Raw genomic sequence first — 14,738 nt, 5'->3', positions numbered from 1 at the left:
AGTACAGCTAAAGATTTTTACGTAGCATTAGCTCTTGTGATGGACGAGCTTCCTCTGGACCAGGTACGGACGCTCCTCGCGGTGGTCGACGAGGGCACCTTCGACGCGGCCGCCGCCGCCCTGCACGTGACGCCCTCCGCCGTCAGCCAGCGGGTCAAGGCGCTGGAGCAGCGCACCGGGCGGGTCCTGCTGATACGGACCAAGCCGGTGCGGGCCACCGAGTCCGGGCAGGTGGTGGTGCGCTTCGCGCGGCAGTTGGCCCGTCTGGAGCGCGACGCCCGGGCCGAGCTGGGCATGGGCTCGGCCGACGGGCGGGGGCCGGTGCGGCTGCCGATAGCGGTCAACGCGGACTCGCTCGCCACCTGGTTCCTGCCGGCGCTGACCCGGGTGCCGCAGGACCCGCCGGTCGGCTTCGAGCTGCACCGCGAGGACGAGGCGCACACGACGGCCCTGCTGCGGGAGGGGCAGGTGATGGCCGCCGTGACCTCCTCGCCCGACCCCGTGACGGGCTGCACGGTCCGGCCGCTGGGTCTCGCGCGCTACCTGCCGGTGGCGAGTCCCGGCTTCGTGGCCCGGTACCTGTCCGGACCCGGCAGCCTCGCCGATCGGCTCCGGCAGGCGCCGACGATCGTGTTCGACCGCCGGGACGAGCTGCAGGACAGGTTCGTGCGGTCGCTCGCCGGCCCGGGCGCGCAGGACGCCGCGGCCGCTTCCCCCCGGCACCTCGTGCCGACCTCGGAGGGTTTCCGCGACGCGGTGGCGGCGGGACTCGGCTGGGGGATGGTGCCGCAACCGCAGGCCGAGCCGTTGCTGCGGGCCGGGGAGCTGACCCTGTTGACCCCCGCGCGGCCGATGGACGTCCCGCTGTACTGGCAGCAGTGGAAGCTGGACTCGCCCGCGCTGGCGGCCGTCGCGACGGTGATCGCCCGGGCGGCGGCGGAGGCGCTCCTGCCCGCCGACCCGACGCTTTAGGGTGGGCGCCATGGACTCCTACACCATCGGCCAGGCGGCCCGGCTGCTCGGCGTGAGCGTCGACACGGCACGCCGCTGGGCCGACGCCGAACGGTTCCCGACCCGGCGCGACGGTCTCCGGCGGATGGTCGACGGCCCCGATCTGGCGGCCTTCTGCGTAGAGCTGGCGCGGGAGGGGGCGGACGGCGACGAGACCCCGTACACCTCGGCGCGCAACGCCTTCCCGGGGATCGTCACCGCCGTGAAGCTCGGCATCGTCGACGCGCAGGTGGAGATCCAGGCGGGGCCGCACCGCGTGGTCTCCCTGCTGACGAGGGAAGCGGTGGAGGAACTCGGCCTGGAGGTCGGGGCGCGGGCCGTCGCCCGCGTCAAGTCGACCAGCGTATTCATCGACCGCGGCTGACGGGCCCGTCCCGGGCCCGCCGAGTGCCCCGCCCCGCCCCGTGCCGGGGGCCGGGATGGTGCTTCGGGGGGACGCGCCGAGAGGGCGTCCGGCGGCGGTGGCAGACTGGCCGCTGATCCGCCGAAGGGAAGTACCCCGTTGTCCATGTTCAGCAGCCTGCGCCGGGCCGTGCGCATCGGCTACCGCCGGGCCGTCGACCTCAGCCACCCGGCCCGCTCTCCCCTCGGCAGCGCGGTCGTGAACTGCGTGGTCTACCGCGACGGCGTCCGTCAGGACGGCTGCGCCGACGCCGAGGAGGCGCTGCGCCGGGTCCGCAAGGCGGGCGACGGTTTCGTCTGGATCGGCCTGCACGAGCCGTCCCAGGAGGAACTCGCCGGCCTGGCCGCGCTGTTCGGGCTGCACCCGCTCGCGGTCGAGGACGCCGTGAACGCGCACCAGCGGCCCAAGGTGGAACGGTACGACGAAACCCTCTTCGCCGTCTTCAAGACGGTCCGCTACGTCGAGCACGAGGAGCTGACGGCGACCAGCGAGGTCGTCGAGACCGGCGAGCTGATGGCCTTCACCGGCGCGGACTTCGTCATCACCATCCGGCACGGAGGCCAGGGCACCCTCGGCCCCGTCCGCGAGGCTCTGGAAGCCGCACCGGACCAACTCGCCAAGGGGCCGGCCGCCGTCCTGCACGCCGTGGCCGACCACGTCGTCGACGACTACGTGGCCGTCACGGACGCCGTGCAGAGCGACATGGACGCCGTGGAGACGGCCGTGTTCAGCGAGAACGGCGCGAGCGGGGACGCGGGCCGGATCTACCAGCTCAAGCGCGAACTGCTGGAACTGCGCAGGGCGGTGGCGCCGTTGGCCCGGCCGCTGCAACTGCTGGCCACGCAGCCGATACCGGTGATCCCGCCCGAGATCCGCGCCTACTTCCGCGACGTGGCCGACCACCTCGCCCGCGCCACCGAGCAGATCAACTCCTACGACTCCCTCCTCGACTCGATCCTCCAGGCGCACCTGGCGCAGGTGACCGTCGCCCAGAACGAGGACATGCGCAAGATCACCGCCTGGGCGGCGATCGTCGCGTTCCCGACCATGGTCTGCGGGGTGTACGGCATGAACTTCGACCACATGCCGGAACTGCACTGGAGGTTCGGCTACGAGATCGTCCTCGCCGTCATGGCGCTCGCCTGCTACGCGATCCACCGCGGCTTCCGGCGCAACGGCTGGCTCTGAGGCCGCGGCGGCCCACGCCCGCGGCGCGCGCTCCGGCGGCCGGCCCCGGGCGGGGGGCCGTTCCCAGGCCGGGCCGGCCGCCGGCCCCCGACCGGTCAGCGGGCGCGGGCGGCGGCCAGGCTCATCAGCATCAGCGGCTGCGACGTCGGCCGGGCCGAGCCGCCCGCCGGTTCCAGGGTCACCCCGACCGCGGTGGCGCGGCCGACCGGGCCGCTCATCAGGGTGCCGCCGTCGCCCTGGACGAGGCCGGCCGGGCGCATTCCCCCGGCGTCCGCGAACCACAGCTGGTACGTCTTGCCCGCCGGGGCGGCCGGCAGCCCGGAACCCAGGAACGCCGCCCGGTCCCGGGCGGCGCTGACCACCACCGTCGCCCTCGCACCCGACGCCGATCGGCCGGTGACCGTACGGGCGTCGGGGGCCGCGATCACATCGGTCAGGTCCCGCAGGTCGTGCACCGCGCGGGCGGACTCCCGGGCCTGCTCGCGCTGCCACAGCGCGGCGCCGCCCAGTGCCGACCCCCCGGCCAGGCAGGCCGCCAGCGCCAGCGGCAGCGCCCGCCTGCGCAAGGCCACGATCCCCCGTCGGAGCGGGGGCCGTTGCCGCGTCGAGTCGATACGGGCCAGCACTTCGGCCCGCATCGCGGCGGGTGGGGCCAGGGCGACCGCCGAACCCAGCCGGGCCGCCGTGGCGGCGAACTCCCGTACCTCCTGCGCGCAGGACGGGCAACGGGTCAGGTGGTGCGCGAACGCCTCCCGTTCCCCGGGGTCCAGCGCGTCCAGGGCGTAGGCGCCGGACAGCGCGTGCAACCGGTCGGTGTCCATGCTCATGCGGTGACCCCCATGCAGTCGCGCAGCCGGATCAGTCCGTCGCGCAGCCGTGTCTTGATCGTGGGGAGCGGGGTGCTCAGGGTCTCGGCGACCTCGCGGTAGGTGAGCCCGCCGTAGTACGCGAGATGGACGGCCTGCCGTTGGAGTTCGGTGAGCCCGCGCACGCAGCGGCGTACCTGCTCGCTCTCCAGCCGGATCTCCACCCGCTCGCTGACCTCGTCGTATGCGCGCGTGTGTTCCCGTGCCGCGTTGTCCTGCTCCCGGGCCGTCGCGGCCTGGGCCGAGCGGACCCGGTCCACCGCCCGGCGGTGGGCGATGGTCATCACCCAGGTCATGACACTGCCCTTGTCGGGACGGTAGCGCGGAGCCTGCCGCCAGACCTCGATGAGCACCTCCTGGGTGACCTCCTCCGATTGGGCGCGGTCGCGCAGGACCCGGACGACGATCCCGTGCACGGGGCCGGCGATCACCCCGTACAGCTCTGCGAAGGCGTCCTGGTCGCCCCGGGCGATCAGCTGCATCAGGGCGGGGAGGTCCGGCCCGGAGCGTTCCGGGGGCATGCCGACGGTCACCGGTCGCTGTCGCACGCGGACCTCCTCTGGAGGGTGGTGCGGACGTTTCGCGTACGGGTCATGGCGGGTCGTCCTCCGGAGTGGGCGCGGTGGGCGCGGTGATCGGGCCTACCCAGGCTTTCGGAGCGGAGGGCCCCCGCGGATTGGATTGCTCCGGAAATGACAACGGGGTTCTCGCCCGCCCCGTTATCTGGTAGGAAAGTTTCCTAACGGAATCGGAAGCCCAACCCCCGTATGGAGGCCTTGTGTTCGCCCCCCACCACAAGAACAGGACCCTCGCCCTCGGCGCGCTCCTGGGCGCGGCGCTGCTCGCCGTCCCCGTCGCCGCGCACGCGACCGGCGCCGCCCCCGCCGCGGCCCTCCCCGCGTCCGCCGCTCCCGCGGCGGCCGTCAAGGCGACCGGACTCGACGACCCGGCGAAGAAGGACATCGCCATGCAGATCGTCTCCAGCGCCGAGAACTCCTCGCTCGACTGGAAGGCGCAGTACAAGTACATCGAGGACATAGACGACGGCCGCGGCTACACGGCCGGGATCATCGGCTTCTGCTCGGGCACCGGCGACATGCTCGACCTCGTCGAGTACTACACGCAGGTCAAGCCCGGCAACGTGCTCGCCAAGTACCTCCCGGCCCTGCGCAAGGTGGACGGCACCGACTCGCACAAGGGCCTGGACCCGAACTTCACCAAGGACTGGGCGAAGGCCGCCCAGGACCCGGAGTTCAAGAAGGCCCAGGACCACGAGCGGGACCGGGTGTACTTCGACCCCGCCGTCAAGCAGGGCAAGTCCGACGGGGTCGGCACGCTCGGCCAGTTCATCTACTACGACGCCATCGTCATGCACGGCGACGGCGGCGATCCCACCAGCTTCCGCAACATCCGCAAGCGTGCCCTGGGCAAGGCCAAGCCGCCGGCGCAGGGCGGCAACGAGACCACCTGGCTGAACGCCTTCCTCGACGCCCGCGTCTGGGCGATGAAGCAGGAGGAGGCGCACAGCGACACCAGCCGGGTGGACACCGCCCAGCGGGTCTTCCTGAAGAAGGGCAACCTGGGCCTGGCCACACCGCTCGACTGGAAGGTCTACGGGGACTCCTTCCACATCGGCTGAGCCACCCGCGGCGGCCCGGACCGGAGCCCCTTCCCGGCCCGGGCCGCCCACCCCGCCACCACCGCCGCGGCAGCCAGCCCGTACGCCACCTGTACCGTCGCACCGCCCAGCGCGGGCGCGCAGACGTACGCCGCTGCTCCCGCGACCGCCACCCCCAGCCACTCCGCGCGGCCGTCCAGCGCCACCAGGGCGACGAGCAGCAGCGCGTACCAGGAGTACCCCGGCGTCATCAGCAGGAAAGCGGTACCGGTCACCGTCAGCGCGCCGCTCCACGGCCGCAGCGGATCACCGCGCCACCAGACGTACGCCACCACCGCCGCCATCCCGAGCGCCACGGCCGGCACCGCCCACGACGCCGGGAGCACCAACCGCAGCAGCGCGTACCGGCCGCCCGCGCCCGGGTCCCGGTACCCCTCCTCCTGCGCGTACCCGCCGAGGTACCCGAAGACCGACGAGCGGGACACGAGGACGTACGGCAGGTACGCCAGCACCACCACCGCGGCCGTCGGCAGCAGCAGGGCCGCCGCGTCGCGCCACCGCCGTACGCCCGCCAGCGCTCCCGGCAGCAGGACGGCCGGCAGCAGCTTCGCGGCGACCGCCAGCCCGAACAGCGCCCCGCCCGCGACCCGGTGGCGCGCCACCACCCCCAACGCGGCCACCGACAGCAGCACCGCCAGACCGTCCACGTGCGCGTTGTTCACCGCTTCCACCGCGACCGCCGGGCACCACGACCAGTACGCGACCGTACGGGGATCGGCGCCCGCGCGCCGCCGGACCAGCAGCAGGGCCCCCGTGACGGCGAGCGCCGTCAGCGCGCCACCGACCTGGAGCGCCTTGTGGCGCACCCCGGCCGGTGACAGGACGTGCACGAGCGCGAAGTACCCCTCCGCCACGGGCGGGTAGATCGTGTGCACGGTCGGCCGGTTGATGCGGGTGCACACCCCCGGCTCCACCGCGACCCGGCCCGGCCCGGCGCAGGCGGACCCGCCGCGCGGGAACAGCCAGTCGTCGCGCAGCCCGCGCAGCGCCGGGTCCGCCGGGGCGTGGTCGTACGGCGAGATCCCCGCGGCCTGCACCCGGCCGTCCCAGGCATACCGGAAGGAATCGGTGCTGGTCAGCGGTGGCCCGGCGAGCCCCGCCAGCGCCACGGCCAGGGCGCCCGCCGACACCAACGGGGCCACCAGCCGCCGCGGCACCCCCCGCAACGACCACACGGCAGCGCCGAACAGGGCCCAGGCGGCGGCGTACCACCAGGTGAGGGTCGCCGGGTCGGTGACGTAGCCCTCGTCGCGGACGGCCGGCACGACGACGGCCGTCAGGGCGGCGAGCAGCAGGACGGTGACGGCGGTCCGGGTGCGGGGGAGGCGGCGGGGCTCGTTCATCGGGCCAGCCTCCCAGCGGTCACCCCCGCCAGGCGCGTGACCTGGCCCGACGTCCGCGTTTCGTAAGATGTCGAACCGCCCGCGCGGCGCCCGACGGCGGTGTGATGGGACCATGACTCCCCAAGCCCCTCGCGGCCGGCGGCGGTTCCCGCTCCCTTCCGTGCGACCGCCCCGGCTCGCCGGCCGACCGTCCTCCCCCCGGGTCCGGCCGCCCTCCTTCTCCGGGCGGCTGCACGACGCCCGCACGGCCACCGCCGTGGGGCGGTGGCTCGGCGCGGCCTTCGCCGTCTGTTTCGTCACCGGCCTGATCAGCCACTACCTCCAGCACCCGCCGCCGTGGGCGGCGGACGCCCTGCCCGCCCGACCGGTCTGGGGATACCGGCTCACCCAGGGCCTGCACATCGGGACCGGTCTCGCGGCGATCGTGCTGCTCCTGGTCAAGTTGTGGACGGTCTACCCGAGGCTGTTCGCCTGGCCGCCCGTGCGCGGGGTGCGGCACGCGCTGGAACGGCTGTCGGTCGCCCTGCTGGTGGCATCCGCCGTCCTGGAGGTGTTCACCGGACTGCTCAACATCGTCGAGTGGTACCCGTGGCCCTTCGGCTTCATCCAGACCCACTTCGCGCTGGCCTGGGTCGCCATCGGATCGATCCTGCTCCATCTCGCCGTCAAGGCCCCCGAGATCAGGGCCCATTGGGGACGCCGCTCCGCCGGGACGCTCGAACTCCCGGCGGCGGACGGCCCGGACCGGCGCGCGCTGCTCCTCGGCACGGGCGCCGCCATCGGAGTGATCACCCTCACCACCGTCGGACAGGCCTTCACCCCGCTCAAGCGGCTGGACCTGCTCGCGCCCCGCCATCCCGACCTCGGACCGATGGGACTTCCGGTCAACCGGACGGCCGCGGCCGCGGGGATCACCGCCGAGGCGCTGGACGACTGGCGGCTGGAGGTGATCGGGCCGACCCCGTACCGGCTGACGCTCGATCAACTCCGCCGGCTGCCGCAGACGTCCGTACGGCTGCCCATCGCCTGCGTGGAGGGATGGAGCGTGCAGGCACGCTGGCGCGGGGTGCGGATCGGCGACCTGCTCGCGCGGGCGGGGGCGCCACGAGGGGCCGGACTGCGCGTCACCTCGCTGGAGGCCGCCGGCGCCTACCGGGTGATGGAGATGGGCCGCGACTACGCCGAGGACCCGCTGACGCTGCTCGCCCTGGAACTCGGTGGTGAGGTGCTGTCCGCGGACCACGGCTATCCGGCGCGGATCATCGCCCCCAACCGGCCGGGCGTGCTCCAGACCAAGTGGGTCACCCGGCTGGAGGTGCTGTGAAGACCTACCGGTACACCCTCGGCGCCCTCGGGCTGCTGCTGATCGCCGTCGGGGCGCGGCTGGTGGCCGTGCTGCCCGACCCCCTCGACGTACTCGTCTGGCTCGGCGGCGCGCTCGTCCTGCACGACGGGGTCATCGCCCCGCTGGTGCTGGGCGTCGGCCTGCTGGTCGCGGCGCTGCCCGCGCGGGGGCTGTCGCGCGGGGCGCTGCTCACCGGCGGCGCGGTGCTGCTGGTCGCCCTGCCGCTGCTGGTGCGCCCCGGGAGCCCGCCCAACCCGTCGGCGCTGCCGCTCCCTTACGGGCGGAACCTGCTGTTGGTCCTGGGGGCAGTGGCCGTGGCCGCCGGGCTCCTCGCGGTGGTCTCGGCGGTGCGCACCCGCGCCCGTCGCCGACGGGAGGCGTGACATGGCCCGGGCGTACGTACGTATGCTCGGGGCCATGGTGGTACTGGAGCGGCTGAGGACGGACCACGCGGAGGCCCTGTTCGCCTTCGAGCGGGCCAACAGGGCCTACTTCGCGCGCACCGTGCCGGACCGGGGCGACGCGTACTTCGTGGGTTTCGCCGACCGCCACCGCGCCCTGCTCGCCGAACAGGAGGCGGGAGTCTGCCACTTCCACCTCGTGTTCGACACCGAGGGGGAGTTGGTCGGACGGATCAACCTCGTGGACGTCCTGGACGGGAGCGCCGAACTCGGCTACCGGATCGGCGAGGGAGCGGCCGGTCGCGGCCTGGCGACGGCGGCGGTCGGCGAGATCCGCAGACTGGCCGCCGGCCCGTACGGGCTCCGCGAACTCACCGCGCTCGTCACCCTCGACAACCCGGCCTCCAGGACCGTGCTCACCCGCAACGGCTTCACCGCCACCGGCGACACCCGCGTCGACGGCCGCCCGGCCATCCGCTACGCCCACCGGCTGCCGCGGCCGTCGCCGGGCACCGAAACGGCCTGACCGGGCCTCGGAGCGAGCGGGTCAGAGGCGGGCCGGCCGGCGCGGCGGCGGGTACGTGTCAGTTCCACGAAGGCCCGGCCCCGGACCGACCAACGGTGCGAGAGCGCCCACCCCGACGCCGACGCGTGCGCGGCCAGCGCCGCCGTGCCGACGCGGGCCCACGGGAACGGGGTGCCGAGGCCGCCCCGCCCGTCCGCGACGCGCACCTCGCAGCGCTCGTCTACCTCCACCTCGGCGCACTCGACGACCAGCGTGCCGGACCCGGCCAGTACCTCGGCCATCCGCCGCAGCAGCGCCGCCGGGTCGCCGCCGATCCCGATGTTCCCGTCGATCAGCAGCGCCGTGTCCCAACGCCCTTCGCCAGGCAGCGCGTCGAAGACCGACCGGTGCAGGGCCGTACCGCCCGAGCGGGCCGTGAGGGCCACCGCCTCCGGGCTGACGTCGATCCCCAGCGACCGGTGGCCCCGGGCGGCCAGCGCCGAGACCAGCCGGCCCGGACCGCAGCCGATGTCCAACACCGCGCCCCGGCAGCGGTCCAGCACCGTCCAGTCCGCCTCGTCGGGCTCCTCGCACCAGCGCTCCACGTCCAGTGGCAACAGCCAGCCGTCACCGCGCCGCAGGAACAGCGGGCCCCGGCCGCTGCGCAGCGCGACGGTGTACGGGTCCGCCGACCAGGCCGCGACCGCCCCCGGCGCGCTCATCGGCGGGCCGCCGGGGTCAGCCCCGCCAGCCGGGCCGCGAAGGCACCCGCCGGGGCGTGCGCCGCCACCAGCCGGGCGTCCTCGGCGGTGTCCACGTCCCGCAGCACCGGCAGCCGCCCGATCCGCAGCCCCGCCGCGCGCAGCCGCCCGTACTGGACGGCGCCCGTCTCGGACACGGACATCGGCACGCCCAGCAAGAGCGCGGGGTCCGGCGCCGCCAGGCCGAGCGCCCAGAAGCCCCCGTCCACCGCCGGCCCGAACCACGCGTCGCGCTGCGACCAGTCGACCTCCAGCAGCTCCGGCGTGACCTGGGGGGTGTCCATGCCGATCAGCAGCGCCGGCCCGGCGCACCCCGCGAAGGCGGCCGCGAGCCGCTCGTCGAGGCGTCCGGCCACCTGTGGCACCACCTCGAACCCGGGCGGCAGCCACGGACCGGGCCGCCCCTCCAGGACGAGCACCCGCCGCGCGGCGGGGGTACGGGCCACCGCGTCGAGGGTGTCCGCCAACGCGGCCTCCGCCAAGCCGGCCGCCTCGGCTGGGGTGAACGGCGGCGTCAGGCGGGTCTTGACCCGCCCCGGCAGCGGCTCCTTCGCGATCACCATCAACGTACTCACCGCGCACCCCCGGCCACGGCACGGCCGGCGGCCGGCTCCGCCAGCACCCGGCTCATGTCCCGCACGGCGTGCCAGGTGCCCCGCCAGGTGCCGGTCACCTTCGACTTCCCGGACCGGGGCAGGTACGGCACGTCCACCTCCCGGACCCGCCAGCCGGCGTCCGCCGCCCGCACCACCATCTCCAGCGGGTACCCGGAGCGCCGGTCGGCCAGGTCCAACCCCAGCAGGCCGGTCCGCCGCGCGGCCCGCATCGGACCCAGGTCGCGCAGCTCCAGCCCGGTCCGGCGGCGCAGCATCCGGGCCAGCGCCAGGTTCCCCACCCGGGCGTGCGCGGGCCAGGCGCCCCGCCCCTGCGGACGGCGCCGGCCCAGCACCAGGTCGGCCTCGCCGCCGGCCACCGCGGCCACGAACCCGGAGAGCAGCCGCGGGTCCAGGGAGGCGTCGCAGTCGCAGAAGCAGACGATGTCCGCCTCGGAGGCGAGCAGCCCGGCATGGCAGGCGGCGCCGAACCCGCGCCGCTCCTCGCGCAGCACGGTGGCGCCGAGCGCCCGGGCGATCCCGGCGGAGCCGTCGGTGGAGCCGTTGTCCACGACCAGGGCCCGCCAGCCGGCGGGGATGCGGTCCAGGACCCAGGGCAGGGCCTCGGCCTCGTTCAGACAGGGGAGTACGACGTCTACGGTCGCGGTCATGGTCACGGGTTCACCGTAGGAAGGGGGAGGCCCCGATGGGGTCCGGGACTCCTTACGAAACGCGGACATCACCCTTCCCGGACAGGCGTGCGCTCCCGCGCGCGGGCGTCGGATGGGAGGCTGGGCGGCATGAGCATGGAAACGCCCCCCGCCCGGATCCTCGTCGTGGACGACGACCCGACCGTCTCCGAGGTCGTCGCCCAATACCTGCGGCGCGCCGGGTTCACGGTCGAGGAGGCCGGTGACGGACCGACCGCCCTGGACCGGGCCGGGCGGGCACGCCCCGATCTGGTGGTCCTGGATCTGATGCTGCCGGGGCTGGACGGCCTGGAGGTGTGCCGCAGGCTGCGCGAGACCGGCCCCGTACCGGTGATCATGCTGACCGCCCGGGGTGACGAGGACGACCGGATCGCGGGCCTGGAGGTGGGCGCGGACGACTACGTCACCAAGCCGTTCAGCCCGCGCGAGCTGGTGCTGCGCGTGACGTCCGTCCTGCGGCGCAGCCGGGACGCCCGACCCGTCGACGCGCTGCGCGTCCTCGCGGGCGCCGGGCTGGCGCTCGACCCCGCCACACACCGCGCCACCAAGGACGGGCGGGAACTGACCTTGACCCTGCGGGAGTTCGACCTGCTCGCACACTTCCTGCGGCACCCCGGGCAGGCCCACGGCCGGGAGGAGTTGATGCGCGAGGTGTGGGGCTGGGACTTCGGGGACCTGTCGACGGTGACCGTGCACGTACGAAGGCTGCGCGCGAAGGTCGAGACGGACCCGGGGCGGCCCCGACTGATCCAGACGGTGTGGGGGGTCGGCTACCGCTTCGACCCCACCGGCGCGGAGGACGCGCGGGCCGGATCGGAGGACGGGCGGACCGGTGTCGAGGACGCGCTGACCGCCGGAGCGGGGGACACGGCATGACCGACATCCTGCTCATCGCGCTGTTCGCCCTCGGCGGGGCGGCTTGCGCCGGGGTACTCGGGGCGGGCGTCCTGCGGCTGGTACGGCACCGCTCGGTGGCCGTCTCGCTCACGGTCGTCGCCGCCGTCACGGTCACCGCGATGCTGGCCGGCACCCTGGCCGTCGCCCAGGCCATGTTCCTGTCGCCGCACGACCTCGGCGTGGTGACCCTGGTCGCGGCGATGGCGGCGGTGGTGTCCCTGGCCACCGCGCTCCTGCTGGGGCGGTGGGTGGTCGCACGCAGCAGGGAACTCTTCCTCGCGGCCCGCGACTTCGGCGACGGAGGCAGCTTCGCCGCCCCGCCCGGGCAGACCACCGCCGAACTGGACGCGCTCTCCCGGGAGCTGGCGGCGACCAGCGCGAAGCTGGCCGCCTCCCGGGAGCGGGAGCGCGCGCTGGAGGCCTCGCGGCGGGAGCTGGTCGCCTGGATCTCCCACGACCTGCGGACCCCGCTGGCGGGGCTGCGGGCGATGTCGGAGGCGCTGGAGGACGGCATGGCCGCCGACCCCGCCCGCTACCACCGGCAGATCCGAACCGAGGTGGAGCGGCTGAACTCGATGGTCGGCGACCTGTTCGAGCTGTCCCGTATCCACGCGGGCGCGCTCAGCCTGACCCCTAGCCGGATGTCCGTGTACGACCTGGTCGGGGACGCGTTGTCGGGGGTGGACCCGTTGGCGCGCGAGCACGGGGTGCGACTGGTGGGGGAGACCGTCGAGCGGGTGCCGGTGGAGGTGGACGGCAAGGAGATGACCCGGGTCCTGGCGAACCTGCTGATCAACGCGATCCGGCACACCCCCGCGGACGGGACCGTCGCCATCGCCGCCGAGCGGCAGGCCGGGGCGGTCGTCCTGTCCGTCACGGACGGCTGCGGCGGCATCGCGTCCGAGGACCTGCCCCGCGTCTTCGACACCGGCTGGCGCGGCACGACCGCCCGTACGCCCCCGGCCGGGGCGGGCCTGGGCCTGGCCATCGTCCGCGGCATCGTCGAGGCCCACTCCGGCCACGCCAGCGTCCACAACGTCCCCGGCGGCTGCCGCTTCGTGGTGACCCTGCCGCTCACGGTCTGACGCCCCCGGCCCCCGCCCCCGCGCAGCCGGCCCCCGGCGCCCCACCCCGGCGGCCGGTCACCCCTGGTCACCCCTGGCCCCCCGGGTCCCGCCGGGGGCCGCCCGAGCACCTCCGGCACGCGGGCGGCCCCAGGCGGCACGGTCAGGGCTCAGACCGTCGCGCGTTGGGGGGCGTGGGCGAACTCCTTCATGCCCTGTTCGAAGGAGACCTCCGGGCGCCAGCCCAGGTCCGTGCGCAGACGGCGGGAGTCGGCGGTGATGTGCCGGACGTCGCCGAGGCGGAACTCGCCCGTCACGACCGGCTCCGGGCCGCCGTGCGCGGACGCCAGGGCCGAGGCCATCTCCCCGACCGTGTGCGGCTCGCCGCTGCCCGTGTTGTACGCGGTACAGGCGCCCGGCGGCAGGGTGTCGGGGGAGCCGAGCGCCTCCAGGGCCACCACGTTGGCCGCCGCGACGTCCCGGACGTGGACGAAGTCCCGCCGCTGGCCCCCGTCCTCGAAGACCCGGGGCGCATCGCCCGCGGCCAGCGCCGACCGGAAGAAGGACGCCACCCCCGCGTACGGGGTGTCGCGGGGCATCCCGGGCCCGTACACGTTGTGGTAGCGCAGCGACACCGCTCGGCCGTCCACGCACCGCGCCCACGCCGCGGCCAGGTGCTCCTGGGCCAGCTTCGTGGTCGCGTACACATTGCGCGGGTCGGCCGGCGCGTCCTCGTCCACCAGGCCCGGGGCGAGTTCCGCGTCGCAGGAGGGGCAGCGGGGCTCGAAGAGGCCCTCGGTCAGGTCCGCTGCCCGGCGCGGACCGGGCCGCACCACCCCGTGGCGGGGGCACTCGTAGCGACCCTCCCCGTAGACCACCATCGAGCCCGCGATGACGAGTCCGCGGACCCCGGTCTCGGCCATCGCCGCGAGCAGGACGGCCGTACCGAGGTCATTGGCGCCGACGTAGGCCGGCGCGTCGGCGAAGTCCTTCCCGAGCCCGACCATGGCGGCCTGGTGACAGACCGCGTCCACCCCGCGCAGCGCCGCCCGCACGGCGTCGGCATCGCGGACGTCCGCCCGGACGAAATCGGGTCCCGGCGGCTGGTGGGGGACGGGGTGGACGGCCGGCAGCAGGGCGTCGAGGACCACGGGCCGGTGCCCGCGCCCGCGCAGGGCCGTGACGATGTGCGAGCCGATGAACCCGGCTCCTCCGGTGACGAGTACGCGCATGCACCGGACGCTACGGAGTCCACCGCCCCGCCGGCGGCTCCCGCGCGGCGCCGTAAGGGTTCCGTCAGATCCCCCGCCGCCCTGCGGCACACCGGTGCCACGGCGACGGAGGTGTCAACTCCCCTTCACCACAAGGAATTCGGCCCATCTTCGCCACCGCGGATCGGCTTGAGGGCGCTGTAAGAAGGGCATAAGTCCGGCCTGGGGTCGCTCCTGCGGGAGGAGTGGCCGAATCCGCTCCCTGGGGGGACCCGTGCACTACTACACGGACATACTCAAGCGCTACGCGGACTTCGACGGCCGGGCCCGCCGGCAGGAGTACTGGATGTTCGTCCTGTGGAACATCCCGATCGTCGCCGTGCTCATGGTCATCGACTTCGCGCTCGACAGCTACCCGGTCATCACCTGGATCTACACCCTCGCCGTCCTGCTGCCCAGCCTGGGCGTCTCCGTACGCCGACTGCACGACATCGGCAAGTCCGGCTGGTGGTACCTGATCAGCCTGATCCCGTTCATCGGCGGTATCTGGATGCTCATCCTCATGGCCACCGAGGGGCAACGGGGCGCGAACGAGTACGGGCCCGACCCCAAGCACGTCGTCGCCGCCTGACCGGGGCACCCACCACCGCACCACACCGCTCGCTCCGGGCGCCGCCTCCGGCTGGAAACAGTCGTGGGCGGCGCTTTCGCGTGCCGGGTGACATGTCTCTCGTGACCTCGCGGCCGGGGGGCTGTCCGGAC

Annotated in this window: 16 protein-coding genes and 1 pseudogene; 10 read left to right on the top strand and 7 right to left on the bottom strand. The window is 74.5% G+C overall.

The window, feature by feature from the left end; all coding sequences use genetic code 11:
* Window positions 1-39: 39 nt before the first annotated feature.
* The 3 genes from E6R62_RS08840 to E6R62_RS08830 all read left to right on the top strand — a co-directional run bounded on the left by E6R62_RS08840 (window position 40) and on the right by E6R62_RS08830 (window position 2,602).
* Window positions 40-972 (top strand): LysR family transcriptional regulator ArgP, encoded by a 933-nt coding sequence (locus tag E6R62_RS08840; RefSeq protein ID WP_136212771.1) that lies wholly within the window; start codon window positions 40-42, stop codon window positions 970-972.
* Between the two features lie 10 nt (window positions 973-982).
* On the top strand, window positions 983-1,375 hold the full coding sequence (locus tag E6R62_RS08835) for a molybdopterin-binding protein (RefSeq protein WP_136212770.1): 393 nt from the start codon (window positions 983-985) through the stop codon (window positions 1,373-1,375).
* Between the two features lie 144 nt (window positions 1,376-1,519).
* Entirely contained in the window at window positions 1,520-2,602 is a 1,083-nt protein-coding gene (locus tag E6R62_RS08830; RefSeq protein WP_136212769.1) for a magnesium and cobalt transport protein CorA, read from the top strand.
* A 95-nt stretch (window positions 2,603-2,697) separates the two neighbouring features.
* Here E6R62_RS08830 and E6R62_RS08825 read toward each other — a convergent pair.
* Together E6R62_RS08825 and E6R62_RS08820 are read right to left on the bottom strand one after the other, a co-directional pair.
* Window positions 2,698-3,423 (bottom strand): annotated as a pseudogene (locus E6R62_RS08825) (anti-sigma factor); the annotation flags it as partial.
* Between the two features lie 2 nt (window positions 3,424-3,425).
* Window positions 3,426-3,989 carry a sigma-70 family RNA polymerase sigma factor gene (locus E6R62_RS08820; RefSeq protein ID WP_136212946.1) on the bottom strand — a complete coding sequence of 188 codons (564 nt, stop codon included), beginning with the start codon at window positions 3,987-3,989 and terminating at the stop codon, window positions 3,426-3,428.
* A 317-nt stretch (window positions 3,990-4,306) separates the two neighbouring features.
* On the opposite strand from E6R62_RS08820, the gene E6R62_RS08815 reads away from it, so the two are divergent.
* A complete protein-coding gene (locus E6R62_RS08815; protein ID WP_240801572.1) occupies window positions 4,307-5,107 on the top strand; it encodes a chitosanase in 801 nt (266 codons plus the stop codon).
* Here E6R62_RS08815 and E6R62_RS08810 read toward each other — a convergent pair.
* Window positions 5,080-6,489, bottom strand: coding sequence for a glycosyltransferase family 87 protein (locus E6R62_RS08810; RefSeq protein WP_136212768.1), 1,410 nt, complete (start codon window positions 6,487-6,489; stop codon window positions 5,080-5,082). The two genes, E6R62_RS08815 and E6R62_RS08810, sit on opposite strands and share 28 nt — an antisense overlap.
* Before the next feature lie 160 nt (window positions 6,490-6,649).
* Between E6R62_RS08810 and E6R62_RS08805 the strand changes: the two genes are divergently transcribed.
* The 3 genes from E6R62_RS08805 to E6R62_RS08795 are packed head-to-tail and all read left to right on the top strand — an operon-like array spanning window position 6,650 to window position 8,761.
* Window positions 6,650-7,813, top strand: coding sequence for a molybdopterin-dependent oxidoreductase (locus tag E6R62_RS08805; protein WP_240801557.1), 1,164 nt, complete (start codon window positions 6,650-6,652; stop codon window positions 7,811-7,813).
* Complete coding sequence (locus E6R62_RS08800) at window positions 7,810-8,217, top strand: hypothetical protein (RefSeq protein ID WP_136212766.1); 408 nt, start codon at window positions 7,810-7,812, stop codon at window positions 8,215-8,217. The genes E6R62_RS08805 and E6R62_RS08800 overlap by 4 nt, the downstream gene beginning before the upstream one ends.
* 34 nt (window positions 8,218-8,251) lie before the next feature.
* Window positions 8,252-8,761 carry a GNAT family N-acetyltransferase gene (locus tag E6R62_RS08795; protein ID WP_136212765.1) on the top strand — a complete coding sequence of 170 codons (510 nt, stop codon included), beginning with the start codon at window positions 8,252-8,254 and terminating at the stop codon, window positions 8,759-8,761.
* On the opposite strand, the gene E6R62_RS08790 is transcribed toward E6R62_RS08795, so the two are convergent.
* Genes E6R62_RS08790 through E6R62_RS08780 form a run of 3 tightly spaced genes read right to left on the bottom strand, consistent with a single transcriptional unit; the run spans window position 8,713 to window position 10,765 of the window.
* The gene (locus tag E6R62_RS08790) at window positions 8,713-9,462 is read right to left on the bottom strand and encodes a bifunctional 2-polyprenyl-6-hydroxyphenol methylase/3-demethylubiquinol 3-O-methyltransferase UbiG (RefSeq protein ID WP_136212764.1); all 750 of its coding nucleotides are present in this window, start codon (window positions 9,460-9,462) and stop codon (window positions 8,713-8,715) included. The genes E6R62_RS08795 and E6R62_RS08790 overlap by 49 nt on opposite strands.
* Window positions 9,459-10,076, bottom strand: a complete 618-nt coding sequence (locus tag E6R62_RS08785; protein ID WP_206308690.1) for a DUF2064 domain-containing protein — start codon at window positions 10,074-10,076, stop codon at window positions 9,459-9,461. Before E6R62_RS08785 ends, E6R62_RS08790 begins: the two co-directional genes overlap by 4 nt.
* Window positions 10,073-10,765 (bottom strand): glycosyltransferase family 2 protein, encoded by a 693-nt coding sequence (locus tag E6R62_RS08780; RefSeq protein WP_136212763.1) that lies wholly within the window; start codon window positions 10,763-10,765, stop codon window positions 10,073-10,075. Before E6R62_RS08780 ends, E6R62_RS08785 begins: the two co-directional genes overlap by 4 nt.
* 129 nt (window positions 10,766-10,894) lie before the next feature.
* On the opposite strand from E6R62_RS08780, the gene E6R62_RS08775 reads away from it, so the two are divergent.
* Together E6R62_RS08775 and E6R62_RS08770 are read left to right on the top strand one after the other, a co-directional pair.
* Complete coding sequence (locus E6R62_RS08775) at window positions 10,895-11,680, top strand: response regulator transcription factor (RefSeq protein WP_136212762.1); 786 nt, start codon at window positions 10,895-10,897, stop codon at window positions 11,678-11,680.
* Window positions 11,677-12,786, top strand: a complete 1,110-nt coding sequence (locus tag E6R62_RS08770; RefSeq protein ID WP_136212761.1) for a sensor histidine kinase KdpD — start codon at window positions 11,677-11,679, stop codon at window positions 12,784-12,786. The genes E6R62_RS08775 and E6R62_RS08770 overlap by 4 nt, the downstream gene beginning before the upstream one ends.
* Window positions 12,787-12,935: 149 nt before the next feature.
* On the opposite strand, the gene E6R62_RS08765 is transcribed toward E6R62_RS08770, so the two are convergent.
* A complete protein-coding gene (locus E6R62_RS08765) occupies window positions 12,936-13,997 on the bottom strand; it encodes an NAD(P)-dependent oxidoreductase (protein WP_136212760.1) in 1,062 nt (353 codons plus the stop codon).
* Window positions 13,998-14,250: 253 nt separating this feature from the next.
* On the opposite strand from E6R62_RS08765, the gene E6R62_RS08760 reads away from it, so the two are divergent.
* Window positions 14,251-14,607 (top strand): DUF805 domain-containing protein, encoded by a 357-nt coding sequence (locus tag E6R62_RS08760; RefSeq protein WP_136212759.1) that lies wholly within the window; start codon window positions 14,251-14,253, stop codon window positions 14,605-14,607.
* Window positions 14,608-14,738 lie beyond the last annotated feature (131 nt).

It is taken from the genome of Streptomyces sp. A1136 (assembly GCF_004795055.1).
Classification (GTDB): domain Bacteria; phylum Actinomycetota; class Actinomycetes; order Streptomycetales; family Streptomycetaceae; genus Streptomyces.
This window is presented reverse-complemented; position numbering and strand designations above follow the sequence as displayed.